Source organism: Bradyrhizobium sp. USDA 4452 (genome assembly GCF_054063575.1).
This window is the reverse complement of the sequence record NZ_JBSSGK010000001.1, coordinates 3,320,488-3,345,505: the sequence shown is the minus strand read 5'-3', so window position 1 is coordinate 3,345,505 and position 25,018 is coordinate 3,320,488. Positions and strand designations below refer to the sequence as shown.

Genomic DNA, 25,018 nt, shown 5'->3' with positions numbered 1-25,018 from the left:
ATGTGAAGCGAGCTCCGTGTCGAAACTCGATTGCGAGTAGTCGCGGCATTTTTTGCCGCTACGCCACCAGCGCGATCTTCGGCACGGTGGCGAGCACCGACTGGTTGCGGCCGTTGGCTTTCGCGGCGTAGAGCGCCTTGTCGGCGGCTTCGATCAGGTCGGACCATTGCTGGCCGGCGAGCGGCCGCATGCTGGCGACGCCGATGCTCACGGTCGTGATCAACTCGCCCTCGCACCATTGCTGGACCTTGCCGCGAATGGTCTCGGCCAGGTTGAAGGCCTCGAGCGCGGTCATGTTGGGCAGCAGCACGGCAAATTCCTCGCCGCCGAAGCGCGCCGGACAATCGCCGGCGCGGCGCACCGCGTCCGAAATGCAGATCGCTATCCCGACCAGCACCTGATCGCCGGCCTGATGTCCATAGGTGTCGTTATAGGCCTTGAAGTGATCGGCATCGATCATCAACAGCGCGACCGGCTGGCCGTGCCGGCCGGCACGGCGCCATTCGCGGTCGATCTCGGCATCGAACTTGCGCCGGTTCTTCAGGCCCGTGAGGGCATCGGTGGTCGCCAGTTCCTCGAGCTTGTCCTCGGCGTCGGCGCGGCGAACGATCTCGCGGGCAAGCACCAGCGTCGCGCTGAGCACGAACAGCACCAGAACGGCCATGATCGCGCCGATCCAGATCGCCTCGGTGCGCCAGAGACTGAAGACGGCTTCGAGCGTCTTGCCGACCACGACGTAAAGCGGCCCGCTGCTGCTGCGCCTGACATAGAGACGCGGCGTGTCGTCGACCGGGCCCTTGCCGGAGAACGAGCCGCCCACCTTCAGGTTCTCGGCTTTCCAGGCCTGCGCCTCCGCGAGGTTCTTGCCGATCATATCGAGATCGAACGGCGTCCGCATGATGATGGTGCGGTCGTTGCGCAGCACCGTGATGGTGTCGCCCGGCGTGAGGCTCAGCCGCCCGAACAGATCGTGGAAGTAGCTGAAGCGGATCGAGCCGACCACGACGCCGTGAAAGCGGCCGTCTTCGCCGGTGATACGCCGGCTCAGCACGATGGCATAGGCGCCGCGATGCAACATCGGCCGGCTGACATACAGCCCGGTATCGGGATGGTCGCGCTGGACCGTGAAATACTCCTCGTCGCTGCGGTTCTCCGGCTGCGGATCGAGGCTCGCCGCGTCGATGGTCAGATTACCCTTGGCGTCGAACACCTGGATCGCGCCGAAATGCTTTGCGGTCGCAGCGTGATCGAACAGGATCAGCTGGCGCAATTCCTTGCTGACGCTGCGGATCTCCGGCATTTCCAGGTTGCTGGCGACCGCGCGCAGCGACAGGTCGTAGAGTTCGATGTTGCGGCTGATGTCGGCCTCGATGCCTGACGCCAGATTCTCCAGGGTCCGGCGGGCCAGTTGCTCCTCGCCGCGGCGCATGTCGAACATCACGCCGGCGCACACTGCGGAGAAGCCGAGGATGGTCGCAACGGATGCCGCGATCAGCAGCTTTGCCGATAGCCGCCAGCGCCGCCTTGCCTCGTTTCCCCGTCGAAATGGCATGTCCCGCTCCAATGCGCCGTCATGCATCGGGAAATCTTGTTGTCGCCTTAAATGGCGACAGCGGCCGCCGAATGGGTTAACGGGTGGTTGCCGGGACCGGATTTTTTGTCATCGAGGATATTGTGAACGACTACGACGCGCTGCGGGACTATCTGAAGAAGCAGCATTTGCCTGAATTCGTGCTGACCTTCGACGAGATCGAGGCGATCATCGATGCGGCGCTGCCGCGCGCCGCGCACCGGGCGTCGTGGTGGGAAACCCTACGCAGCCCGCAGGAGAAGATGCCGCAACGCGAAGCCTGTCTCGAGGCCGGCTACATCGCCACGCGCCAGGCCGACGGCAAGAGCGTCAGGTTCAAGCGCATGCCGAAGCCGCGCTAGCTCGCGGCTTCCAGCCGTTCCTCGGTGAGCAGGCGCGTCGCGGCATCGGCATCCATCGGTTCGCCGAAGGCAAAGCCCTGCGCGTATTCGCAGCCGAGCTGGTAGAGCTCGACGGCGTCCGAATCCGTCTCGGCGCCCTCCGCGACCACTTCCATGCCGAGGTCGTGCGCCAGCGCGATGATCGATTTCAGGATTACCGGGCGGGTGCCGCGGCTCGTGGTGCGGACGAAGGACTGGTCGATCTTGATGGTGTCGAATGGGAAGCGCTGCAGATAGGACAGCGAGGAATGTCCGGTGCCGAAATCGTCGAGCGACAGCCCGGTGCCGAGCTCGCGGATCCGCGCCAGCATCTGGGCGGCGTGCTCCGGGTTCTCCATCACCAGCGATTCCGTCAGTTCCAGCTTCAGCGTGCCGCGCGCCACCGTGGAGCGCGACAGCACGGTGCGGATATCGTGGATCAGATCGTGACGCAGCAATTGCCGCGACGACACGTTGACCGACGCGAAGATCGGCTCGCGCGCGCGCATCGCGCGCTGCCACACCGCGAGCTGGCGCGCAGTCTGGTCCATCACGAACATGCCGAGATCGACGATCAGGCCAGTCTCCTCGGCGACGTTGATGAACTCCGACGGCGACATCCGGCCGAGCTTGGGATGGTCCCAGCGCGCCAGCGCCTCGAAGCCCGCAATCGCGCGATCCTCCAGCCGCACGATCGGCTGGTACAGGATCGTGATCTCCTGCCGCTCGATGGCACGGCGCAGGTCGCTCTCCAAGGTCAGGCGGTCGGTCTTCCGCGCCCGCATCGCCGGCTTGTAGACGTCGATGCGGTCGCCGCCGATCCGCTTGGAATGATACATCGCAAGCTCGGCGTCCTTGATGATCTCGTCGGTGAGCGGCGCGGCCGGGTCGGACAGCGCAAGGCCGATCGAGGCGGTCAGGAAGATCTCGCGGTCGTTGAACGCGATCGGGGCGCGGATGGTCTTGCGGATGGTCTCGGCGAAATTGGTGATCCGCGCCGGGTCCTGCTCGGACAGCAGAATCAGGCCGAACTGGTCACCGGCCATGCGCGCCAGCGTGTCCTGGGGTTTAAGGATGCGGGTCAGCCGCCGCGCCAGCGTCAGCAGGATGGAGTCGCCGACCGCAATGCCGACGGAATCGTTGACCTGCTTGAAGCGGTCGAGGTCGATCACCATCAAGGTCGGCCGCAGGTTCGGCATGGTCTTGGCGAGGTTCGCCACCGCGCCGAGGCGATCCATGAACAGCCTGCGGTTCGGCAGTCCGGTCAGATTGTCGTGCACCGAGTCATGCAGCATCCGCTCTTCCGAGTTCTTGAACTCGGTGACGTCGGTGAGCGTCCCGACCACGCGCGAGACCTCGCCGTCGGAGCCGACAACGGGGCGCGCCTTCAGCGCGAACCACATGAAATGGCCGTCGGGCGTGCGCAGCCGGAAATCCTGCACCAGGCGGCCGCGGCGCTGGTCGAGCACGCTGTCGAGCGCGGCGCGGAAGCGGTCCTGGTCGAGCGGGTGCAGCACCTCGAGCCACTTCGCGGCGGGACCCTCCAGCGTGCCGCGCTTGAGGCCGAGCAGGGCCTCGGTCTCGGGGCTGGTGAACACCTTGTCGGCCGACACGTCCCAGTCCCAGATCAGATCGCCGGAGCCGGTCAGCGCCAATGCGCGGCGCTCGACATCGGAGACCACACCGGTGGTGGCGCCGCCGCCGGCGAAGGCGTGCTGCATCACCGTGAATCCGATCAGCATCACGATCAACACGAGGCCGCCGAGCAGTGCCGGGCCGACGATGTCGTTGGTGACGGAACCTGCGACCGTCATGCCGGCCGCGACCACCCAGACCACCAGCAGGAACCAGGTCGGGATCAACAGCACCGCGCGGTCGAAGCCGTGGGTGGAGAGATAGACGATCAGCGCGAAGCCGGCGAAGGCGATCATCACCAGCGACATCCGCGCGATGCCGGAGGCGACCGCGGGATCGAACAGCGCCAGCGCCACCAGCGAGCCGAGGAAGACGAGCCAGCCGATCGTGATGTGCGAGTAGCGGACGTGCCATCGACTGAGATTGAGATAGGCAAACAGGAACACGAGCAATGTCGCCGCGAGGATCGCCTCGCCCGCCGCGCGCCAGACGCGCTCGGCGTTGTTCGACATGTCGAGCACCTTGCCCCAGAAGCCGAAGTCGACGCCGATATAGACCAGCACCGCCCAGGCCAGCGCCGCGGCGGCCGGGAACATGATGCTGCCCTTGACCACAAACAAAATCGTGAGCACAAGCGCGAGCAGGCCCGAGATGCCGATCACGATGCCCTGGTACAGCGTGAACGAGTTGACCTTGTCCTTGTAGGCGTCGGGTTCCCACAGATAGAGCTGCGGCAGCTTGTCGGTGCGCAGTTCCGCGACATAGGTGACGACGGCGCCGGGATCGAGGGTGATGCGGAACACGTCGGCGGTCGGACTCTCCTGTCGTTCGGGACGATCGCCGACCGACGGCGTGATGGTCGCGATGCGCGACAGGCCGAGATCGGGCCACAGCAGGCCCGACGACACGATGCGATAGTGCGGCGCGACGATCAGGCGGTCGAGCTGGTCGTCAGTGTTGTTGGCGAGCGCGAACACCACCCAGTTCTGGCCGCCTTCGCGGGCGCGAACTTCGATGCGGCGCACGATGCCGTCGGTTCCAGGTGCAGTGGAGACCTGGATGCGGTCGGTTTCGCTGCGTTGATGGTCGAGCACCGCGGTGAGGTCGATCGCCGGCGCGTCGCTGCGCACGCTGACCGCGTCGATCGCATACGCGGCAGGCGCAGCGGCAAACATCATGAGGCCCAGCGCGAGCAGCGCAAGGCACCTGATCAGACGCAATGTCAGTACTCCGCGATCGACAAACTGACCGGGCCCGGCGACCGGCCCGGAGGTGGCGCGATAAATGACACGAAAGCGAAGGGAATCAAAGGGTTTCCGCCCCTGCTTCCGCTGCGAGAGTTAGACCACCAACACAATTTTGCCAATATGTTCGCTGGTCTCCATGCGCCGGTGCGCATCGGCGGCCTTTTCCAGCGGGAATGTGCTGTCCATCAGCGGTTTGACGCGGCCTTCGCGCAATAGCGGCAGCACCTTTGCCTCGATCGCCGCGACCATCGCCGCCTTGTCCGCATTACTACGGGGGCGCAGGGTCGAGCCGGTGTGGTGCAGCCGCTTGACCATCAGCTTGGCGAAATTGGCCGTGGCCTTCGGTGTTCCCGACAGGAACGCGATCTGGACGATGCGACCCTCGACCGCGGCGGCGTCGTAGTTCCGGTCGATATAGTCGCCGCCCACCATGTCGAGGATGACGTCGGCGCCGGCACCGTCAGTGGCCTTCTTCACCGCCTCGACGAAATCCTCGGTCTTGTAGTTGACCGCGTAGTCGGCGCCGAGCTTGAGGCAGGCGTCGGCCTTGTCCTGCGAGCCGACAGTGACGATCACCTTGGCGCCGAACGCCTTGGCCAGCTGGATCGCCATCGTGCCGATGCCCGACGAGCCGCCGTGGATCAGCAGCGTCTCGCCGGCCTTGAGTGCGCCGCGCTCGAACACGTTGTGCCACACGGTCATCAGCGTTTCCGGGATGGCGCCGGCTTCCTGCATCGACAGTGAGGACGGCACGGTCATCGCCTGCGCGTCCTGCGCGATGCAATATTGCGCATAGCCGCCGCCGGCGACGAGCGACATCACCTTGTCGCCGATCTTGTGCTTGGCGCCTTCGCCGAGCGCGACCACTTCGCCCGCAATCTCGAGGCCGGGAAGGTCGCTGGCGCCGGGCGGCGGCGGATAGGAGCCGGAGCGCTGCGCGACGTCAGGGCGATTGACGCCGGCGGCCGCGACCTTGACCAGGATTTCGCCGGCCTTTGGCACCGGCACCGCACGGGTCTCCGACACCAGCACCTCCGGGCCACCTGGCTTGCTGATGGCAACGACGGTCATTTGCGCGGGCAGGTTTGGCATGGTTCGTCCCTGGTCAGTGAAGAGGATTGGCTGGTGGCATACCGCCTTTTGCAACGAAGCGAAACGCCATTAAGTCCCGAACCGCCTCGTCAGATGGTCGGCTTTTTCGAGGCTGATTTTCTCGACCGGCAGGCCGAGCCTTGCGACCGGCGTGCCGGCGCCGCGATCCAGCAGCGGGAGGAGTGGGCCATTGGGCCAGCGCGGGATCACATCGTCGCGACCGAGCGCGCCAAGCACGCGCGTCGCGAGATCGGGCACGATGCTCCACGCCAGTGTCGCGCCAAGCGCGACCAGATTGAGCCCCGTGCGGGTGACGACCGCCGCCCGTACCGGATCGGACTTGATCGCGGTCCATGGCGCGGTGTGTTGCAGGTAGGCGTTAGCGGTGTCCCAGATCGCGCGGGTCGCAGCGGCAGCCGCGCGAAACTCCAGAGCGATGTGATGGCGGTAGAGCGCTGCGATGCGCTGCTCCAGGTCAGCCGCGAGCTGCCGCTCGGTGTCACCCGGTGCACCGCCATCCGGGATGCAACCGTCGAAGACGAGATGCGCAAAGCTGATGATGCGGTTGACGAGGTTGCCGAAGATATCGGCGAGATCCTTGTTCACATCGGCGACGAATCTGGTGACGGCAAAATCGGTGTCAGCGCTTTCGGGCGCGTTGGCGATCAGCCACCAGCGCCAAAGATCGGCCGGTAGTTCCTCCAGTGCCGCGTCGGTGAAGATGCCGCGCTTCCTGCTGGTCGAGAACTTGCCGCCCTCGTAATTCAGCCAGTGGAATCCCTTGATCACGTCGGCGGTCTTCCAGGGCTCGCCGGAGCCGAGCAGCGTCGCCGGAAAGCTGACGGTGTGGAAAGGGATGTTGTCCTTGCCGAGAAACTGGATGTAGCTGATATCGTCGGCCTGACACCACCAATCCTGCCAGTCGCGACCGGGCGCCGCTGCCGCCCATTCCTGGGTCGCCGCGATGTAGCCGATCGGCGCATCGAACCAGACGTAGAACACCTTGCCGTCAAAACCCGCGCGCGGGACTGCGATGCCCCAGGCGAGATCGCGCGTGATGCAGCGGTCGCGCAGCTCGGCATTGAGCCAGCTCTTGGCGGTCGACACCACGAAGGGCGGCCATCCGGTGCGGCTGTCGATCCACGCGCCGATGCGGTCGACCAGCTGCGACTGACGCAGGAACAGATGGCGGCTGTCGCGGATCTCCAGCGTGCGGTCGCCTGATAGCGCCGAGCGTGGATCAATCAACTCCGGTGGGTCCAGCAGCGTGCCGCAATGGTCGCATTGATCGCCGCGCGCGTTGGGATCGCTGCAATGCGGGCAGGTGCCGAGCACGTAACGGTCGGGCAGGAAGCGCTGGTCGACGGGCGAGAACACCTGCCGCGAGGTGCGCGCCTCGATCAGTCCGGCTGCGTCGAGCCGGCGATAGAAGTGCTGCGTCAGCGCGTGGTTGTGCGGGGCGCTGGTGCGGCCGAAATGATCGAATGAGAGGCCAAAGCGCCGGTAGATGTCGGCCTGGACGGCGTGCTGCGCGTCGCAGTACGCGCGGACGTCCTGTCCTGCCTCGATCGCGCCGAGCTCGGCCGGCGTGCCGTGCTCGTCGGTCGCGCAGATGAACAGCACGTCGTCACCGGTCTGCCGGCGGAAGCGGGCATGGACGTCGGCCGGCAGCAGCGAGCCGATCAGGTTGCCGAGATGCTTGACGCCGTTCACATAGGGAAGGGCGCTGGTGATGAGAATTTTGGTCATGGGTCAGGGTCTTTCGCGTTCGGTGATGCCGACCCCGGAAAAATCAAAAAGCCCTCCCGCATGATCGGAAGGGCTTGGGGGCGGCTCATGCCTTGCGCGCAGGCGCACTATCCCGTCCGGTCAGACTCCTTGCGGTCGGGCCGGGGCATTCGCGTCAGATGTTGCGCGAACACGAAAGTCACTGCAAAATTCTCCTGCACGCAGATATCTAGCATCGCTGGACGCACGGCGCCAGATCACCATCGCGGGGAGGACGCATGCCGATCGAGGATGAGGACCGGCCGCGGAAGAAGATCACCCACGAGGTCGGACAGGATCTCTCGCTGCTGTCGGTCGAGGAATTGACCGAGCGCATCGCGCTGCTCAATGCCGAGGTCGATCGCCTGAAGGAAGCGATGACCAAGAAACGCGCGTCGAAGGACGCCGCGAACGCGTTCTTCAAGTCGTAACGCGCTGCATCATTCGATCCCCGAAGCCCGGATAGAGCGAAGCGCAATCTGGGGCCGCGCTATCCGGGGCTACGCTGCTCTCCACCTCCCCTTGAAAAGGGGAGGTCGCTTTGCTCGCCAGAGCAAAGCGGGTGGGGATCTGCCCTCTCCACTCGCAGCGTCGCCCGCGGCTGACCCCCATCCCGACCTTCCCCCTTCCAGGGGGAAGGAGAACATGCATCATGCCCGGACTTCGCTGCGCTCGATTCAGGTTGCGCATTCACATGCTGCGATCGCCTGTCCCAAACTAGGTCAATGGCCGACATGGCAAACAAAGCCTGAAGAAATCCGTTCATTTACGATCGGTTAAGCTTTCTCGATTATGACTGCATTGTCCTCGTTTGGACACCGAGTGGCTCCTGTCCACTCTGTTTGACGCCTCCCTGTTATCAACTTCAAAAGCCGCCGGAAACGGCGGCTCTTTTTTGTGCGTCCTATCCGTTGGAAACCATAAATCCGGTTGCGGCTGGACTCTGCCGCGCGCCCGCGCAATGATTTGTTCATCATAAGCTGGCGCGTCAGATGCCAGTGGGCGTTACGATGGTGTGAGGGCGTTAACCATGGCGGATCGTTCCCAGAACGAAGCCGGGCTTGTGCTGTTCAGTGAACGGCTGACCAATTCTGCGGCATTCGGCGTGCTGTTCCGGGAAGGCATGGACCTGGTCGAACAGACCGCCGCCTATCTCGACGGCGATGGGCGTGCCGAGGCCAAGGCGCTGGAACGGTCCGTCAGCCTGACCTATGCCACCGAAAGCATGCGCCTGACCACCCGGCTGATGCAGCTCGCCTCCTGGCTGCTGCTGCATCGCGCGGTCAAGGAAGGCGAGATGACGCTGACCCAGGCCAATCGCGAGAAGACCAAGGTGAAGCTGTCGGCTGCCGATCCCGGTCCGGTCGACATGATTGAGAAGTTGCCCGAGCAATTGCAGATTCTGATCGCGCGTTCGATGGATTTGCAGGCGCGCGTCCGCCGCCTCGACACCACGATCCACGCGCCGGCGCCGGATCGCTCGTCGATCGGCAACCCGCTGGTGCCGCAGCTCAACCGCCTCAAGGCCGCGTTCGAGCAGTAAGGCCGAACAGTCAACTCAGTGTGAAGCCTCTGTGCGACGTGGCTTGGCCCGCCGCTGTGACGTGTGCTGATCCATCACGCACCGCAGCCGGATCGCCGCTGCCTCCAACTCGTCCGGCTCGAAGCCACCAAAGCCGAGCATCGGCAGGCGCTGTCTTCGCCAGTTGCACGTCGTCAAAACCTTGCGCAGCCACAGCAAAAGGTGCGTGCCTTCGCTCGGCTGTAGTTTCACGTCATCAGAGATGCGACGCGAAAGCGATGCGATCAGCGTTGCGCGTCGCGCGGCGTAGACGATGCGGATGAGCCTGATATGCGTCTCGAACAATCCCTCGCGCATGTATGCCGCCAGCGCTATGGTACGAGCAGCAATTGACGAGGTCCGCCAAGAGGTCCGCGATGTACCTGCCGCCACACTTCAAGATCGAACAGCTCGGCCCGATCCATGCCGCGATGCGGGCCTCAAGGCTCGCGACGCTGGTCACCGCAACCGCCGACGGGCTGATCGGCACGCCGCTGCCGCTGATCCTCGATGAGAACGAAGGCGACTACGGCACGCTGTATGGTCACGTCGCGCGGCCCAACCCGCAATGGAAGCTGCCCGCCGTGGGCGAGGCGATGGCGATCTTCATGGGCCCGGACGCCTATGTGACGCCGTCCTGGTATGTGACCAAGGCCGAGCATGGCAAGGTGGTGCCGACCTGGAATTACGTTGCCGTGCACGCCTATGGCTCGGCCGAGTTCTTCGAGGATGCCGATCGTCTGCTCGAAGTCGTGACCCGGCTGACCGCGCTGCACGAGAGCGCACGCAAGGAGGTCTGGCAGGTCAGCGATGCGCCTGACGATTTCATCAAGGCGCAGCTGCGCGGCATCGTCGGCTTCCGGATGCCGATCACACGGATCGACGCCAAGAAGAAGATGAGCCAGAACCGCAAGCTCGAGGACCGCGCCGGCGTCATCGCGGGCCTTGGCGCCAGCGACAATCCTGTCGACCGTGAGGTCGCGGCGATGATCCCGGCGACGTGAGACTGTCATTGCGAGGAGCGATAGCGACGAAGCAATCCATCCATCGGCATATGTGGACAGATGGATTGCTTCGCTTCGCTCGCAATGACGGCAAGGAAAAAGCGCCTGCTCAACCCCCTATCGTCTAGAGATTGAGCCCTCGCATGGAATTGTACCTTGCCTTCGCAATCACGACCGCGACCTTCGCGCTGATCCCGGGGCCGGCCATGCTGTACGCCGCTGCCCGTACGCTCGCGGGCGGCCGGCGCGCGGGTCTGATGGCCTCGCTCGGCCTGCATCTCGGCGGCTATGTCCATGTCGTCGCCGCGGCCGCAAGCCTTGCGCTACTGTTTCATGCGGTGCCGCCGCTATTCACAGCGATGAAGCTTGTCGGCGCCGCCTATCTGGTCTGGCTCGGGCTGTCGTTGTTTCGTGCTCGCGACAACACCGAGCGCCCGCAGCTTGCGCCGCTGTCCGCGGAGCGCGCCTTCGCGCAAAGCATCGTCGTCGAGGTGCTCAATCCGAAGACCGCGATCTTCTTCCTGGCGTTCCTGCCGCAGTTCGTCGATACGTCGGCCGGCCCGCCGGTCTGGGCCCAACTGTTCCTGCTCGGCGCGGCCGTCAATCTGACGTTCTCGGCGGTCGATATCGTCTGCGTGTTCTTCGCCAGCGCAGTGATGACGAAGCTGCAGCGCTCGAAGAGATCGCAGCGGGCCATGCAGCGGATCGGCGGCAGCATCCTCGTCGCGCTCGGCGCGCGGCCGGCCTTTGGGGATCGGTAGGTCGCACGCTCGATCCCGGAGCGGCGCCTGCAAAACAAAAACGCCCCCGAAACGGGGGCGTTTTGCGTGCGATCCCGAAGCGGACTTTAGTCCTTCTTGAGGAAGCCCGAGAACTTCTTCTGGAAGCGCGAGACGCGGCCGCCGCGGTCCATCAGCTGCTGGGTACCGCCGGTCCAGGCCGGGTGCGACTTGGGATCGATGTCGAGGTTCAGCGTGTCGCCTTCCTTGCCCCAGGTCGAGCGGGTCAGGTACTCGGTGCCGTCGGTCATGACGACCTTAATCGTATGATAATTCGGATGAATATCGGCTTTCATGACAGTTCCTTCGGCGCGCCAGCGCCCGTCTCAAGATGTATTGGATACGGGATTTGGGCGGCTCTATAACCCATGGTGCCTGCCAAAACAAGCCAAGAAACCGGGCTCAAGCCCATCACCGGATTGGGACTTTACCGGATTTGCCAGCCGGGGCTCGGCGGGCCTATGTGGGGGGCGATAGAACCGGTCTAGATACAATGAGTGTAGCCGAACAGCTTGAGACCCCCCGCGGCACCCCCGAGCCGCCGCGCGACGCGTTGCTCGATGAGGGGGCTTTCATCGAGGGCCAGATCATGGAGCCGGCGAAGAGCCGTGCCCGCCTGCGGCCTCTGCTTGCGCTCGCGCCCTATGTGGCGCGCTACAAGGGGCGGGCGATCCTCGCGCTGATCTCGCTGACGATTGCGGCGATCACCACGCTGGTCGTGCCGGTCGCGGTGCGACGGATGATCGACATGGGCTTCACGCCCGAAGGCATCGCGATGATCAACAGCTATTTCAGCGTGATGATCGCGGTCGTCGCCGTGCTCGCCTGTGCCAGCGCCTCGCGCTACTACCTCGTCATGACGATCGGCGAGCGTATCGTCGCCGATCTCAGGCGCGACGTGTTCGCGCATCTGATTTCGCTGTCACCCTCGTTCTTCGATTCGGCACGAAGCGGCGAACTGGTGTCGCGCCTCACCGCCGACACCACCCAGATCAAGTCCGCGGTCGGCGCCTCGGTCTCGATCGCGCTGCGCAATGTGATGCTGTTCTGCGGCGCCGCCGCGATGATGGTGATCACCAGCCCGCGGCTCTCCGGCTTCGTGCTGCTCGCGATTCCGATCATCGTGATTCCCCTGGTCGCGTTCGGCCGCTGGGTGCGGCGGCTGTCGCGCACCGCCCAGGACACGCTGGCCGACGCCAGCGCCTATGCGAGCGAATTGGTCAATGCGATCCGCACCGTGCAGGCCTATACCGGCGAGAAGCTCGCCCGGACGCGCTTTGCCGGCGAGGTCGAGCAGGCCTATGAGGCCGCGCGCAGCTCGACCAAGGCGCGCGCGGTGCTGACCTTGATCGTGATCTTCATCGTGTTCGCCAGCGTCGTCGTGATCCTGTGGGTCGGCTCGCACGACGTGCTGATCGGCGCCATCAGCCCAGGCCGGCTCGGCCAGTTCATTCTCTACACGGCATTCGCCGCAAGCGGCCTCGGCCAGCTCAGCGAGGTCTGGGGCGAGGTTTCGGCCGCATCGGGCGCGGCGGAACGGCTGTTCGAGATCCTGCGTGTCAGGCCGCAGATCGCAGCGCCCGCGTCGCCGCGCGCGCTGCCGCAGCCGGCACGCGGCGATGTCGGCTTCGACAATGTCAGCTTCGCCTATCCGACCCGGCCCAATGCGCTGGCGGTCGATGGCGTGTCGCTGGCTGTGCGCTCGGGCGAGAAGGTCGCGATCGTCGGGCCGTCCGGCGCCGGCAAGAGCACGTTGTTCCATCTGCTGCTGCGCTTCTATGATCCGAAATCGGGTGCCATCTCGCTCGACGGCGTGCCGATCCGGCAGGCCGATCCGGCCGAGGTGCGCGCGCGGATCGCGCTGGTGCCGCAGGATTCCGTGGTGTTCGCCGCGAGCGCCCGCGACAACATCCGGTTCGGCCGGCCCGACGCCACCGACGCCGAGGTCGAGCGCGCCGCCGACCTCGCGCATGCCACCGAATTCCTGCGCCGGCTGCCCGACGGCTTCGATGCCCAGCTCGGCGAGCGCGGCGTGACGCTGTCCGGCGGCCAGCGCCAGCGCATTGCGATCGCGCGCGCGATCCTGCGCGATGCCCCGCTGCTGCTGCTGGATGAAGCGACCTCGGCGCTCGACGCCGAGAGCGAGACGCTGGTGCAGACCGCGCTGGAGGAATTGATGCGCCATCGCACGACACTGGTGATCGCGCATCGGCTGGCGACCGTGCTGTCCTGCGACCGCATCCTGGTCATGGACCAGGGCAGGATCGTCGAGCAGGGCACCCACGCCGAGCTGGTGGCGGCCAATGGTCTCTATGCGCGGCTGGCGCGGCTGCAATTCGAAGGGATTTGAGCGAATTGGAGCTCTGTGCGCTCCGCCTATGTGATTCCTATGCATTCGCCCGCGCGCTCCCCTCGAAAACCTATTCCCGCGCAAGGATAGTCGCACCGCGCCTGACCTCCCTCGACAACTGAGACGGAGCATCGGCGCGCGGGGTGTTCGACTGATGCGCGAGAATGCGGCCGAACCGGAGAGCAAGCTGCTCCGCGCCTGGCAGCTTGCCGTGCTGCGCTTTGCGGTGACGCTCGATGACGACGATCGGATGCACGCGCTCGGTGTGGCCGGCGAGGTCGACCGGCTGGGCGGCACGGCCGATGACGCCTTCCATTTCTTCCGCCGGACGACCGCGGAGCTGTGCGCGGCGATCTCCGGTCGGGGCGTGGATCAGGACGCAGTCATCGGGCGATTCCTGGCCCAGATCGACAACGTCAGGCTCAAGCGCGCGGTCGAAGCGGCGATCGCCAGGGACCGCATGCCGCCGAAACTCGTGGCGAGCCGCGTGAAGCCTGGCAACGATCTCTGGCGGGGTCGGCAGGCGAATGTTGATGCAGGCGTGCTGGGTCAGGTCCTGCGGCCGCTTCGGACGGTCTCGCCGCTTGAGATAGGACGGCGCACCGACCACGACCATGCGAAAATCCGGCGCGATCAGCGCGTCGACGACGTTCGCCAGCGACGACTTCCGCAACCTCGTGCCGCGTTTTTCGCCGGAAGCCCGCCGCGCCAATCAGGCGCTGGTCGATCAGCTAGGCAAGATCGCCGCCGGCAAGGGCGCGACGCCGGCCCAGATCGCGCTGGCCTGGCTGCTCGCGCAAAAGCCGTGGATCGTGCCGATCCCGGGCACCACGAAGCTCAATCGGCTCGAGGAAAACATCGGTGCCGCCCGGATCGAACTGAGCTCCGCCGATCTCGCCGATATCGCCAAGACCGTCGCAGCCGTCGAGGTGCAGGGCGAACGTTATCCGGAGCAATTGCTCGGGATGGTCGGCCGCTGAGGGGGTACGTTAATGCGAGCTCGTGTTTCACGAGCCTCGGAATTGCTGGTGAGGCGAGCACGCCTCTCAGGCTGCCTCTCCCCTTGCGGGAGAGGGTGGGGAGAGGGGTGGCCCCGGGCGAGATGATCGATGCGTGCGTCGCTCGCGCAACCTGTTCGCTTGTCGCCGTGACGATACGGAGAGGGACGTCGTGTGGCGCCCCTCCCCTGACCCTACCCGCAAGGGTCCTTGCGGGGGAGGGAACCCTGCCGCCAGCGGCTCCCTCGCGCGCGCGTGCCACTGCTGCGTCCTCATGCTCATCGTCGTCCCGGCCACAGCGAATCGCGAAGGCCCGTGCCGCCTAGCGTTCCGTCAGCTTCAGCTCGATGCGGCGGTTGCGCTTGTAGGCGTCTTCGGTCTGCGCGGTGTCGAGCGGCTGGAATTCGGCGAAGCCGGCGGCGACCAGGCGCTGCGCCGGCACGCCGAGCGAGACCAGATATTGCACCACCGAGATCGCGCGCGCGGAGGACAGTTCCCAGTTCGACTTGAACAGCGGGCTGTTGATCGGCCGCACGTCGGTGTGGCCGTCGACCCGCAGCACCCAGGCGATCTCGCTCGGAATCTGCTTGTCGAGATCGATCAGCGCGCTCGCCACGGTGTCGAGCTCGGTCTTGCCTTCCGGCAGCAGCGTCGCCTGGCCGGTATCGAAGAACACTTCGGACTGGAACACGAAGCGGTCGCCGACGATGCGGATATCGGGGCGGTTGCCGAGGATGGCGCGCAGCCGGCCGAAGAATTCCGAGCGATACTTCGACAATTCCTGCACCCGCTGCGCCAGCGCGACGTTGAGGCGCGAACCGAGATCGGCGATGCGGTTCTGCGATTCCTTGTCGCGCTTCTCGGAGGCGTCGAGCGCCTCCTCCAGTGCCGCGAGCTGGCGGCGCAGCGCGCTGATCTGCTGGTTCAGCACCTCGATCTGCGCCAGCGCGCGCGACGACACGCTCTTCTCGGACTCCAGCGCCTTGTTGAGCTCGTTGGCGCGTCCCTGCGCATCGTTGCCGGAATTGGCCAGCCCCTCATAGAGCCCCTTCATGCGGTCGCGCTCGCCCTCGGCAGAGGCGAGGCCGGCGCGCAGCTGCGCCACCTGGTCGTCGAGCGTCAGCTTGGAGAGCTTCTCCAGCGACAAGAGGTCGTTGAGCTGGGCGATCTTGGCGTTGAGCTGCTCCAGCGCCTTGTCCTTGCCGGTGACCTCCTGCGACAGGAAGAACTGCACGACCAGGAACACCGACAGCAGGAACACGATCGACAGCACCAGCGTCGACAGCGCGTCGACAAAGCCGGGCCAGTAGTTGAAGCCGGATTCGCTGCGGCGTGAGCGGGCGAGGGCCATGAGTTTCTCCCTGGGCTTGCCGCGCGGCTAGCTCTTCTCGGGCTGGCGCGCGAGGCGCTCGAGCAGCCGCTTGATCTCGCGGTTCTGCTCGCCCTGGCCGTCGGCCCATTCGCGGATCATCTGCTGCTCGGTGCGCATATGCGCAACCAGCCCCTGGATCGCCTCGGCAAGATTGGCCATCGCCGCTGTGGTGCTGCGGCCGCCGCCGGCGCCACCTTCCTCGAAGGTGGCACGCAGCCGGTCGATCGCGCCCTGCAGGTCGGCACCGCCGGCGCCGACACCGTCGCCGGAAATGCCGCGCACGGTGGTGGCGAGCCAGTCTTCGAGGTCGGTGTAGAAGCGGTTCTGGGCCTGGCTCGATTGCAAATCGAGGAAGCCGAGGATCAGCGAGCCGGCGAGGCCGAACAGCGAGGACGAGAACGAGATGCCCATGCCGCCGAGCGGGGCGGCGAGACCCTCCTTCAGCGTATCGAACAGCGCGCCGGCGTCGCCGCCGACCTTGAGCCCGTCGATCACCTTGCCGACGGAGCCCACCGTCTCGATCAGGCCCCAGAAGGTGCCGAGCAGGCCGAGGAACACCAACAGGCCGGTCATGTATCGCGAGATGTCGCGGGCTTCATCGAGGCGGGTTGCGATCGAATCGAGCAGATGCCGCATGGTCTGCTGCGAGATCGACATCCGCCCGGTGCGCTCGCCGCCGAGGATCGCGGCCATCGGGGCAAGCAATGTCGGGCGGCGCTCGATCGCAAGGCCGGGATCGGCGATGCGGAAATTATTGACCCAGGCGACCTCGGGATAGAGCCGGATCACCTGGCGGAACGCCAGGATGATGCCGATCAGCAGCACGGCGCCGATCAGGGCGTTCAGCCCGGGATTGGCGAAGAAGGCGGTGACGATCTGCTTGTACAGCACGACCCCGACCAGGCCGCAGAGCACCAGGAATACCAGCATCCGCACCAGGAAGATCCTGGGCGAGGACAGCTTGCTCAGTTCGATCTCCATGTCGGAGCGGGAAGGGGGCATTGCCGGGTCATCCGTTCGCAAAGGCCGCATCTGCCAGCAATATGGCACAGCGGCGTAGTGAGGAAAGCCGAATCCAGAGGCGGATGGCAGAACCCTGGGTAGAGACCTCGCAGAGTGTTGCCGCTTTGCGCAGCATTCCGTCGCTTCAGCGCAACAGCCTGTTCGGAAGGTGCCAATTCCACGCGCGGGTCGCGGGACGAGCGCTGGTCGCGCGCATCGCCGGGCGAGCCGCTGCGATCGGCGATTCGCGGGCCGCGCATGACGGCTTTGCAATCTGCGACATTCTGCGCAGGCAAGGGGCGGGTTCCCGCTCACGCAGTCCTAAACGCATTCCACAGCCTGCGATGGAACCCGCTCACAATCCGGTGAGTCGGCAAAACAGACCGCGAAATCAGTGCGATAGGTTTGTGTGACATTGAGCCGCCCGACAAATGCATTGCGTCGCAGCAAGCGAGATTTATTTTGCCGGCAGGCGCGGTGTCGGTGTGACGCCGCCGTTCGCTTATTCCAACCCACAGGGGCGATCATCTCAATGTCTGGACTTCGCGCGCAATCGGCATGCATTGCTCTGATGCTGGCCGTGACGGCGCCACTGCTTGCTGGCTGCGACGAACCGAATTCGGCAACCGCCGCCGTACAAGCACCCGAGCCGGACGTCAGTGTCGTCACCGTGAAGCAGCAGGCGCGCGCGATGGTGCGCGAGCTGCCGGGCCGCATCGCGCCGACCCGCGTCTCCGAGGTCCGCCCGCGCGTCTCGGGCATCGTCGTCAACCGCATGTTCCACCAGGGCAGCGAGGTGAAGGTCGGCGATCCCCTGTATCAGATCGATCCGCGCCCGTTCGAAGTCGAAGTGCAATCGACCGAGGCGGCGCTGGCGCGCGCCAAGGCCGTGCTGGAGCAGACCTCGCTGCAGGCGCGCCGTATCGCGACCCTTACCACCCAGCACGCGACCTCGGAGGCCGAGAACGAGAAGGCGATCGCCAACCTGAAGCAGGCCGAAGCCGACGTGCAGGGCCGCGAGGCCGACGTCGCGCGGGCCAGGCTCAATCTGGATTACGCCACCATTCGTGCGCCGATCGACGGCACGATCGGTGCTGCACTGGTCAGCGAAGGCGCGCTGGTCGTGCAGAACGACGCCACCAGCCTTGCGACCATCCAGCAGCTCGATCCGATCTATGCCGACTTCCAGCAGTCGGTCACCGAGATGAACCAGCTCCGCCGCGCCTTCGAGAACGGCGATCTCGACCGCATCGAGTCCGAGGCGATGAAGGTGCGTCTCGTGCTCGACGACGGCTCGATCTATCCGCTGCCGGGCAAGCTGTTGTTCTCCGACGCCAAGGTCGACGCCCATACCGGGCAGGTTACCCTGCGCGGTGAGTTCCCGAACCCGAAGCGAGTCCTGCTGCCGGGCATGTATGTCCGCGTGCAGATCGAGCAGGGCATCGACACCGATGCGATCGCCGTGCCGCAGCAGGCGATCCAGCGCAATGGCGGCGGCGGCAGCGAAGTGTTCGTCGTCAAGGACGACAATCACGTCGCGGTGCAGCCGGTGCGCACCGGTTTGCTGCAGGGCGGTTCCTGGTTCGTGACCGAAGGCCTCAAGGCCGGCGACAAGGTCGTCGTCGAGGGTTTCCAGAAGTTCGCCGCCGGCGACAAGGTTCGGCCGCAGGCCTGGCGTGAGGTCGATGCTGCTGCAGCACCGGATTCGCAGCAGGCCGCGCACGCCGTGAAGTGATCCGACATGCCCGGCTTTTTCATCGACAGGCCGATCTTCGCCTGGGTCGTCGCGCTGTTCATCTGTCTGGTCGGCGCGATCTCGATTCCGCTGCTCGCGGTCGCGCAGTACCCGATCATTGCGCCGCCCTCGATCTCGATCTCGACGAGCTATCCCGGCGCATCGCCTGAAAACCTCTACAACAGCGTCACGCGGCTGATCGAAGAGGAACTCAACGGCGCCGCGAACATCCTGAACTTCGAATCGACCTCCGACTCGCTCGGCCAGGTCGAGATCATCGCCAACTTCAAGCCCGGCACCGACACCAGCCAGGCCTCGGTCGAGGTGCAGAACCGCCTCAAGCGCGTCGAGGCGCGGCTTCCGCGCGCCGTGATCCAGCAGGGTATCCTGGTCGAGGAAGCCTCAAGCGCCGTGCTGCAGATCATTACGCTGAACTCGACCGACGGCTCGCTCGATGAAGTGGGCCTCGGCGACTTCATGATCCGCAACGTGCTGGGCGAGGTGCGCCGCATTCCCGGCGTCGGCCGCGCCACGCTGTATTCGACCGAGCGTTCGCTGCGCATCTGGATCGATCCGGCCAAGCTGGTCGGCTACGGCCTGTCCGCCGACGACGTCAACAAGGCGATCACGGCGCAGAACGCCCAGGTCGCCTCCGGCAGCATCGGCGCCGAGCCGAGCACCGATACGCAGACGATTTCCGCGCAGGTGCTGGTGAAGGGCCAGCTCTCCTCGCCCGACGAGTTCGGCGCGATCATCCTGCGCGCCAACGCCGATGGATCGACGGTCCGCCTGCGCGACGTCGCGCGGATCGAGATCGGCGGCCTCAGCTATCAGTTCAATACCCGTCTCGACGGCAAGCCGACCGCCGGCCTCTCGGTGCTGCTGTCGCCGAAGGGCAATGCGCTGGCGACCGCGAGCGCGGTCGAAGCCAAGATGAAGGAGCTGTCGCGCTTCTTCCCCGCCAATATCTCCTACGAGATTCCCTACAACATCACGCCCGTCGTCAAGGCCTCGATCGAGAAGGTCCTGATGACGCTGGTCGAGGCGGTGGTGCTGGTGTTCATCGTGATGTTCCTGTTCCTGCAGAACATCCGCTACACCATCATTCCGACCATCGTGGTGCCGGTGGCGCTATTGGGCGCCTGCGCCACGCTGATGGTCGCGGGCTTCTCGATCAACATGCTGACCATGTTCGGCATGGTGCTGGCGGTCGGCATCCTGGTCGACGACGCCATCGTCGTGGTCGAGAACGTCGAGCGCATCATGGCCGAAGAGGGCCTGCCGCCGAAGGAAGCCACCAAGAAGGCGATGTCGCAGATATCAGGCGCCATCATCGGCATCACGCTGGTGCTGATGGCGGTGTTCGTGCCGATGGCGTTCTTTCCCGGCTCGGTCGGCATCATCTACCGCCAGTTCTCGGTCACCATGGTGGCGGCGATCGCGTTCTCTGCGCTGCTCGCGCTGTCGCTGACGCCGGCGCTGTGCGCGACGCTGCTCAAGCCGGTCGAAAAGGGCCACGGCCATGCCCGCAAGGGCGTGTTCGGCGCCTTCAACCGCGTGCTCGACAGCAGCCGTGCCGGCTATGTCCGCACGGTGCAGGGCGGGCTGAAGCGCACCGGCCGCCTGATGCTGATCTATCTCGTGCTGTTCGCCGGCGTCGCTTACGGCTTCGTGCGGCTGCCCGGCGGCTTCCTGCCGGTCGACGACCAGGGCTTCATCACGACCGACGTGCAGACGCCGTCGGAGTCGTCCTATGCACGGACCGAAGCCGCGGTCGAGCAGGTCGAGAAGTACCTCAAGGATCGCGCCGGCATCGAGAACGTCACGTTCCTCACCGGCTTCAGCTTCCTCGGTCAGGGCATGAACACCGCACAGGCGTTCATCACGCTGAAGGACTGGTCGGAGCGCGGCGCGAAGGATTCCGCTGCCGCCATCGTTGCCGATATCAACCGCGACCTGTCGTCGTCGATCCGCGACGCCAGGATCTCGGCGCTGCAGCCGCCGCCGATCGACAACCTCGGCAACTCCTCGGGCCTTCTCGTTCCGCCTGCAGGACCGCGGCCAGAACGGCTATGCGGCGCTGATCGCAGCAAGCGACCGCCTCATCGCGGAGGCCAATGCCAGCCCGGTGCTGCAGAAGGTCTATGTCGAAGGCCTGCCGCCGGCGCCGCAGGTCAATCTGATGATCGATCGCGAGAAGGCCGGCGCGTTCGGCCTCACCTTCGAGGACATCAACAACACGATCTCGACCAATCTCGGCTCGAACTACATCAACGACTTCCCGAACCGCGGGCGCATGCAGCGCGTCATCGTGCAGGCCGACAAGACCAGCCGCATGAACGCGGACGACATCCTGAATTACAACGTCAAGAACAACCGCGGCCAGCTGGTGCCGTTCTCGGCGTTCGCCACCATCGAATGGTCGAAGGGGCCCACTCAAATTGCCGGCTTCAACTATTATCCGGCGGTGCGCATCTCCGGCGAGGCGAAGCCGGGCTTCACCTCGGGCGACGCGATCGCGGAGATGGAGCGGCTCGCCGACAAGCTGCCGCGCGGTTTCGGCTATGAGTGGACCGGCCAGTCGCTGCAGGAGAAGCTGTCGGGTTCGCAGGCGCCGTTCCTGCTCGCGCTGTCGGTGCTGGTGGTGTTCCTTTTGCTCGCCGCGCTCTATGAGAGCTGGACCATTCCGCTCGCGGTGCTGCTCACCATTCCGCTCGGCATTCTCGGCGCCGTGGTGGCGGCGACGATGCGCGGGCTGTCCAACGACGTCTATTTCACCGTCGGCCTGATCACCATCATCGGCCTCGCCGCCAAGGACGCGATCCTGATCATCGAGTTCGCCAAGGATTTGCGCGCGCAGGGCAAGCCGCTGGTCGAGGCGACCATCGAGGCGTGTAGCCTCCGGTTCCGCCCGATCCTGATGACGGGTCTTGCCTTCGTCTGCGGCGTGCTGCCGATGGCGATCGCCACCGGCGCCGGCGGCGCCAGCCAACAGGCGCTCGGCACGTCGGTGATGGGCGGCATGATCGCCGTGGTGATCCTGGCGCTGCTGCTTGTGCCGGTGTTCTTCGTCAGCGTGCAGCGCGTGCTGGCGGGGGATCGCGAGAAGGCGTCGGAGCAGGGTGAGATGTACGGCCCGCCTGCGCCGGCCAGGATGGGACACTGATTTTCGAGATCAGTCGCGCCTTGCTTTCGCAAGCCGTTCAATCCAGATTGCAGCTCTGGATGGAACGGGGAGCGTTTAGGCAACCCGAGGACTGAGAGCATGGGATGCGGCCGACCGACATTGCGATCTCGAATTATCGCTCCATTCGTCGGCTTTTCATGTCCATTCAACCGCTATCCGTCTTCGTCGGCGAGAACGGCGTCGGCAAATCCAATCTCTACAAGTCCCTGTCGCTGCTGCGCGACGCGGCAACCGGCCGGATCACGCGTACGATCGCCGACGAAGGCGGATTGAACTCGGTCTGCTGGTCAGGGCTTCGCAGGCGCGGCGAGGATGGACGGCTGCGGCTGGCGGTCAGATTCGAGAATGTCAATTATTCGATCGAGCTCGGGCATCCCGGCCCGGTCGAGGCGGCGTTCCCGGGCGAGCCGATGATCAAGTCGGAACGCATCGAGGCGATCCACGGCAAACGCAAAGTCCTGATGATGGAGCGGACCAATTCACACGTCAGCGTCCGCGGCGAGAGCGGTGCCTGGAGCGAGCACGAGAATGCGGTGCTGCCGTCGGAAACCGCGCTCGCCGATTTCCTCGACGGCCAGATATGTCCCGAAGTCGGTCTGATCAGGAACGCCTTGCAGAGCTGGCGCTTCTATCACGATTTTCGCACCGATCCGGCATCGCCGATCCGCAAGCCTTGTCTCGCGATCACGACGCCGTCGCTGAGCGCCGATGGCAGCGATCTCGCTGCCGCTTTGGCAACGCTCACCGCGATCAGGCAAGACGCGGCCGACCTGCAGGATGCGATCGAGGACGCATTCCCGGGTGCAGAACTCCGGGCGTGGGAAGAAAGCGGGCGCTGCGAATTCGATCTGCAACAGGCGGACATGCCGCGTCCGTTCAAGGCGCACGAACTATCCGACGGCACGCTGAAATATATCTGCCTGCTCGCGGTGTTCATAGGCTACCGGCTGCCGCCGTTCATCGCGCTGAACGAGCCCGAGACCAGCCTGCATCCATCCCTGCTGGCGCCGCTGGCCCGGCTGATCGCCAAGGCCTCGCGCCGCGCCGACGTCTGGATCGTCACCCATTCGGAACATTTGATGGAGGCGTTGCGCAGCGAAAGCTCGGTGCCGCTGCGCCGGGTGATCAAGTCCAACGGCGCCACGACCATCGAGGGCCTGACCGTCGGCGGTGAGTTTCGTGACGGGGCAGACGACGATGAGAACGATGACGACGACGATTAGAACGCGCCGTCGCGCTATTGCCCGAGCGGCTTCAGGATCTTGATCAGCTCGCCATGCACATACTCGTTGCCGCAGACGACGTGGCCGGTCTGCAGCGGGTCGTCATTGCCCTGGATGCCGGAGACGGTGCCGCCGGCTTCGCGGACCATCAAGAGACCGGCCGCGACGTCCCAGGCCTGCAGATTGCGCTCCCAATAGCCGTCGAGGCGGCCGGCGGCGACGAAGGCGAGGTCGAGCGAGGCGGCGCCGAAGCGGCGGAAGCCCGCCACCTTGCTCTGCAGCGCGGCTAGCTCCTGCAGCGCGAGCTGGTGGTTGCCGCGGCCGATATGCGGCAGGCCGCAGGCGACCACGCATTCGTTGAGCTGGCGGCGGCCAGCGACGCGCAGCCGCTGGTCGTTGAGGAACGCGCCCTTGCCGCGCTCGGCGATGTAGAGCTCGTCATTGGCGGGATTGTAGATCACGCCTGCGATCACGGTGTCCTCGCGCAACAGCCCGATCGAGATCGCGAATTGCGGGATGCCGTGCAGGAAGTTGGTGGTGCCGTCCAGGGGATCGACGATCCAGGTGTGGCTTTTGTCCGAGCCTTCGCGCTTTCCGCCTTCCTCGCCGAGGAACCCGTAGCCGGGCCGGGCCTTTTCGAGGTCGGTGTAGAGCATCTCCTCGGCGCGCTTGTCGGCGAGCGAGACGAAGTTCGCCGGGCCCTTCAGCGACACCTGCAGGTGTTCGATCTCGCCGAGGTCGCGCTTGAGGCTGCGGCCGGCGCGGCGCGCGGCCTTGACCATGACATTGATGAGGGCGGAGTAGAGCATGATGAGAGCTGGCGGCTTTCGAGCGTTGGAAAATCAATCGGGCAGCGTGCGCAAGATCTTGCCCGTCATCCTGAGGAGCGCGGAACGCGCGTCTCGAAGGATCGACGGCCACCGGCCGGGCCGCGCATCCTTCGAGGCTCGCTTCGCTCGCACCTCAGGATGACGGGAAACGGCCTGCGGCGCCTTCGGTTTCCCGACTGGGTGCCCTCTGGAGGCCGCCCCGTCAAGGCGTCATTTGACGTTGTTTCCGATCCATTTTCGCGCGGCCGCCTCGCCCTTGGCGCGGTCTTCCGGGCTCATATCGGCGAGGATGTCGTCGAGATCGGGGTCGCCCTTGCCGGCGGTCTTGGCGATCGTGTGCCATTTCAGGGCCTCGACCTTGTCCACCGGGGCGCCGGCGCCGGTCGCCAGCACACGGGCGAGGCGGTTTTGCGCGATCGGGCTGTTCTGCCGGGCCGCCTTGCGCAGCAGCGCCACCGCCGCCGGCACGTTCCGCGGCGTGCCGGTGCCGTTGTACAGCGCGATGGCATACTCGACCTCGGCATCGACATTGTCGGCCAGCGAGGCGGCCTGTAGCAGCCGCGCCGCCTTTTCGAGGTCCTTCGGCACGCCGGTGCCTTCCTTGTAGAAGGTCGCGAGCGCGTACTGCGCCTCGGGGCTGCCGGCGTCGGCGGCCATCCGCAACAGCTCGGCGGAGCGCTTGAGGTCCTGCGGCAGGGTCTGGCCATCGAGATAGAGCAGAGCGAGGTTGTAGGCCGCCTTGGGTTCGCCGAGCTTGGCGGACGAGGCCAGCAGCTTGACCGCGGAATCCTTGTCCACCGCGCCGCCGCGGCCCGCGATCCGCATCATCGCGAGCGCGAACATCGCCTCACGGTCGCCGGCATCGGACGCGCGCTTGTACCAGTCGTCGGCCTTGGCGTAGTCGCGCTTGACGCCGAGCCCATTGGCATAGAGCTCGCCCAGCATCGTCATTGCCTTGGCATCGTTGTTGTTCTGGGCGCGCGCCATCGCCAGTTCGAACGCGGTCTTGTACATGCCGCGCTGATAGGCGCCGTAGACCAGGTCGACATTGGGATCATCAGGCGTCGGGGTCGGCGAGGATGTCGGGGTGGCCGTCGGCGTGGCGGCGGGCTTCGGCGCGGGCCTCTTCGCGGCCGGCGCATGCACCTTCGGCTTCTCTTTCGGCGCCTCCTTCTTCGCGGACGGCGGCGTCTGCGCCGGCGGCGTGATCGAGAGCTGCGCCATCGCGCCGCTCGCCAGCATCGTGCAGCCGAGCGCAACACTTATCGGACGCAGGCATTTCATTC

General features: G+C 65.5%; 19 protein-coding genes and 2 pseudogenes. 10 read left to right on the top strand and 11 right to left on the bottom strand.

Annotated elements, in window-relative coordinates; all coding sequences use genetic code 11:
• Positions 1-58: 58 nt before the first annotated feature.
• Positions 59-1,552: a sensor domain-containing diguanylate cyclase gene (locus ACVISU_RS16105; protein WP_456707567.1), complete on the bottom strand. Its 1,494-nt coding sequence runs from the start codon at positions 1,550-1,552 to the stop codon at positions 59-61.
• Positions 1,553-1,674: 122 nt separating this feature from the next.
• On the opposite strand from ACVISU_RS16105, the gene ACVISU_RS16100 reads away from it, so the two are divergent.
• Positions 1,675-1,932 carry a DUF7662 domain-containing protein gene (locus ACVISU_RS16100; protein WP_050403451.1) on the top strand — a complete coding sequence of 86 codons (258 nt, stop codon included), beginning with the start codon at positions 1,675-1,677 and terminating at the stop codon, positions 1,930-1,932.
• Here ACVISU_RS16100 and ACVISU_RS16095 read toward each other — a convergent pair.
• The 3 genes from ACVISU_RS16095 to metG form a co-directional block, all read right to left on the bottom strand.
• Positions 1,929-4,805: an EAL domain-containing protein gene (locus ACVISU_RS16095; RefSeq protein WP_050403389.1), complete on the bottom strand. Its 2,877-nt coding sequence runs from the start codon at positions 4,803-4,805 to the stop codon at positions 1,929-1,931. The two genes, ACVISU_RS16100 and ACVISU_RS16095, sit on opposite strands and share 4 nt — an antisense overlap.
• A 120-nt stretch (positions 4,806-4,925) precedes the next feature.
• Entirely contained in the window at positions 4,926-5,924 is a 999-nt protein-coding gene (locus ACVISU_RS16090) for an NAD(P)H-quinone oxidoreductase (protein ID WP_456707566.1), read from the bottom strand.
• A gap of 69 nt (positions 5,925-5,993) precedes the next feature.
• Positions 5,994-7,673 carry a methionine--tRNA ligase gene (metG, locus tag ACVISU_RS16085; RefSeq protein ID WP_456707565.1) on the bottom strand — a complete coding sequence of 560 codons (1,680 nt, stop codon included), beginning with the start codon at positions 7,671-7,673 and terminating at the stop codon, positions 5,994-5,996.
• 257 nt (positions 7,674-7,930) lie between these two features.
• Between metG and ACVISU_RS16080 the strand changes: the two genes are divergently transcribed.
• Positions 7,931-8,122: a DUF1192 domain-containing protein gene (locus tag ACVISU_RS16080; protein ID WP_050403392.1), complete on the top strand. Its 192-nt coding sequence runs from the start codon at positions 7,931-7,933 to the stop codon at positions 8,120-8,122.
• 599 nt (positions 8,123-8,721) lie between these two features.
• Positions 8,722-9,234: a protease adaptor protein RcdA gene (rcdA, locus tag ACVISU_RS16075; protein ID WP_050403393.1), complete on the top strand. Its 513-nt coding sequence runs from the start codon at positions 8,722-8,724 to the stop codon at positions 9,232-9,234.
• Positions 9,235-9,249: 15 nt separating this feature from the next.
• Here the strand turns inward: rcdA and ACVISU_RS16070 are convergent, their stop codons facing one another.
• Complete coding sequence (locus ACVISU_RS16070; protein ID WP_456707564.1) at positions 9,250-9,570, bottom strand: hypothetical protein; 321 nt, start codon at positions 9,568-9,570, stop codon at positions 9,250-9,252.
• A gap of 59 nt (positions 9,571-9,629) precedes the next feature.
• On the opposite strand from ACVISU_RS16070, the gene ACVISU_RS16065 reads away from it, so the two are divergent.
• On the top strand, positions 9,630-10,256 hold the full coding sequence (locus ACVISU_RS16065) for an FMN-binding negative transcriptional regulator (RefSeq protein ID WP_456707563.1): 627 nt from the start codon (positions 9,630-9,632) through the stop codon (positions 10,254-10,256).
• A gap of 143 nt (positions 10,257-10,399) precedes the next feature.
• A complete protein-coding gene (locus ACVISU_RS16060; RefSeq protein ID WP_456707562.1) occupies positions 10,400-11,017 on the top strand; it encodes a LysE family translocator in 618 nt (205 codons plus the stop codon).
• Positions 11,018-11,103: 86 nt separating this feature from the next.
• Here ACVISU_RS16060 and rpmE read toward each other — a convergent pair whose 3' ends face one another.
• Positions 11,104-11,331, bottom strand: a complete 228-nt coding sequence (rpmE, locus tag ACVISU_RS16055; RefSeq protein ID WP_016845230.1) for a 50S ribosomal protein L31 — start codon at positions 11,329-11,331, stop codon at positions 11,104-11,106.
• Between the two features lie 197 nt (positions 11,332-11,528).
• Between rpmE and ACVISU_RS16050 the strand changes: the two genes are divergently transcribed.
• A complete protein-coding gene (locus tag ACVISU_RS16050) occupies positions 11,529-13,385 on the top strand; it encodes an ABC transporter ATP-binding protein/permease (protein WP_456707561.1) in 1,857 nt (618 codons plus the stop codon).
• 70 nt (positions 13,386-13,455) lie between these two features.
• Here the strand turns inward: ACVISU_RS16050 and ACVISU_RS16045 are convergent, their stop codons facing one another.
• Positions 13,456-14,001 (bottom strand): hypothetical protein, encoded by a 546-nt coding sequence (locus ACVISU_RS16045; RefSeq protein WP_456707560.1) that lies wholly within the window; start codon positions 13,999-14,001, stop codon positions 13,456-13,458.
• Positions 14,002-14,008: 7 nt separating this feature from the next.
• On the opposite strand from ACVISU_RS16045, the pseudogene ACVISU_RS16040 reads away from it, so the two are divergent.
• Positions 14,009-14,365: pseudogene (locus ACVISU_RS16040) on the top strand (aldo/keto reductase); the annotation flags it as partial.
• Between the two features lie 340 nt (positions 14,366-14,705).
• Here the strand turns inward: ACVISU_RS16040 and ACVISU_RS16035 are convergent.
• Complete coding sequence (locus tag ACVISU_RS16035) at positions 14,706-15,734, bottom strand: peptidoglycan -binding protein (protein ID WP_050405728.1); 1,029 nt, start codon at positions 15,732-15,734, stop codon at positions 14,706-14,708.
• Positions 15,735-15,761: 27 nt separating this feature from the next.
• A complete protein-coding gene (locus ACVISU_RS16030) occupies positions 15,762-16,757 on the bottom strand; it encodes a hypothetical protein (protein ID WP_050405729.1) in 996 nt (331 codons plus the stop codon).
• Positions 16,758-17,289: 532 nt separating this feature from the next.
• Between ACVISU_RS16030 and ACVISU_RS16025 the strand changes: the two genes are divergently transcribed.
• The 3 genes and pseudogenes from ACVISU_RS16025 (at position 17,290) to ACVISU_RS16015 (ending at position 22,902) form a co-directional block, all read left to right on the top strand.
• A complete protein-coding gene (locus ACVISU_RS16025; RefSeq protein WP_456707559.1) occupies positions 17,290-18,492 on the top strand; it encodes an efflux RND transporter periplasmic adaptor subunit in 1,203 nt (400 codons plus the stop codon).
• A 6-nt stretch (positions 18,493-18,498) separates the two neighbouring features.
• A pseudogene (locus ACVISU_RS16020) lies at positions 18,499-21,658 on the top strand (multidrug efflux RND transporter permease subunit).
• Between the two features lie 104 nt (positions 21,659-21,762).
• Positions 21,763-22,902 (top strand): AAA family ATPase, encoded by a 1,140-nt coding sequence (locus tag ACVISU_RS16015; RefSeq protein WP_456707558.1) that lies wholly within the window; start codon positions 21,763-21,765, stop codon positions 22,900-22,902.
• A 14-nt stretch (positions 22,903-22,916) separates the two neighbouring features.
• On the opposite strand, the gene ACVISU_RS16010 is transcribed toward ACVISU_RS16015, so the two are convergent.
• Both ACVISU_RS16010 and ACVISU_RS16005 read right to left on the bottom strand, forming a co-directional pair.
• Positions 22,917-23,711 (bottom strand): inositol monophosphatase family protein, encoded by a 795-nt coding sequence (locus ACVISU_RS16010; RefSeq protein ID WP_050405732.1) that lies wholly within the window; start codon positions 23,709-23,711, stop codon positions 22,917-22,919.
• 231 nt (positions 23,712-23,942) lie between these two features.
• Positions 23,943-25,016: a tetratricopeptide repeat protein gene (locus ACVISU_RS16005; RefSeq protein ID WP_456707557.1), complete on the bottom strand. Its 1,074-nt coding sequence runs from the start codon at positions 25,014-25,016 to the stop codon at positions 23,943-23,945.
• Positions 25,017-25,018 lie beyond the last annotated feature (2 nt).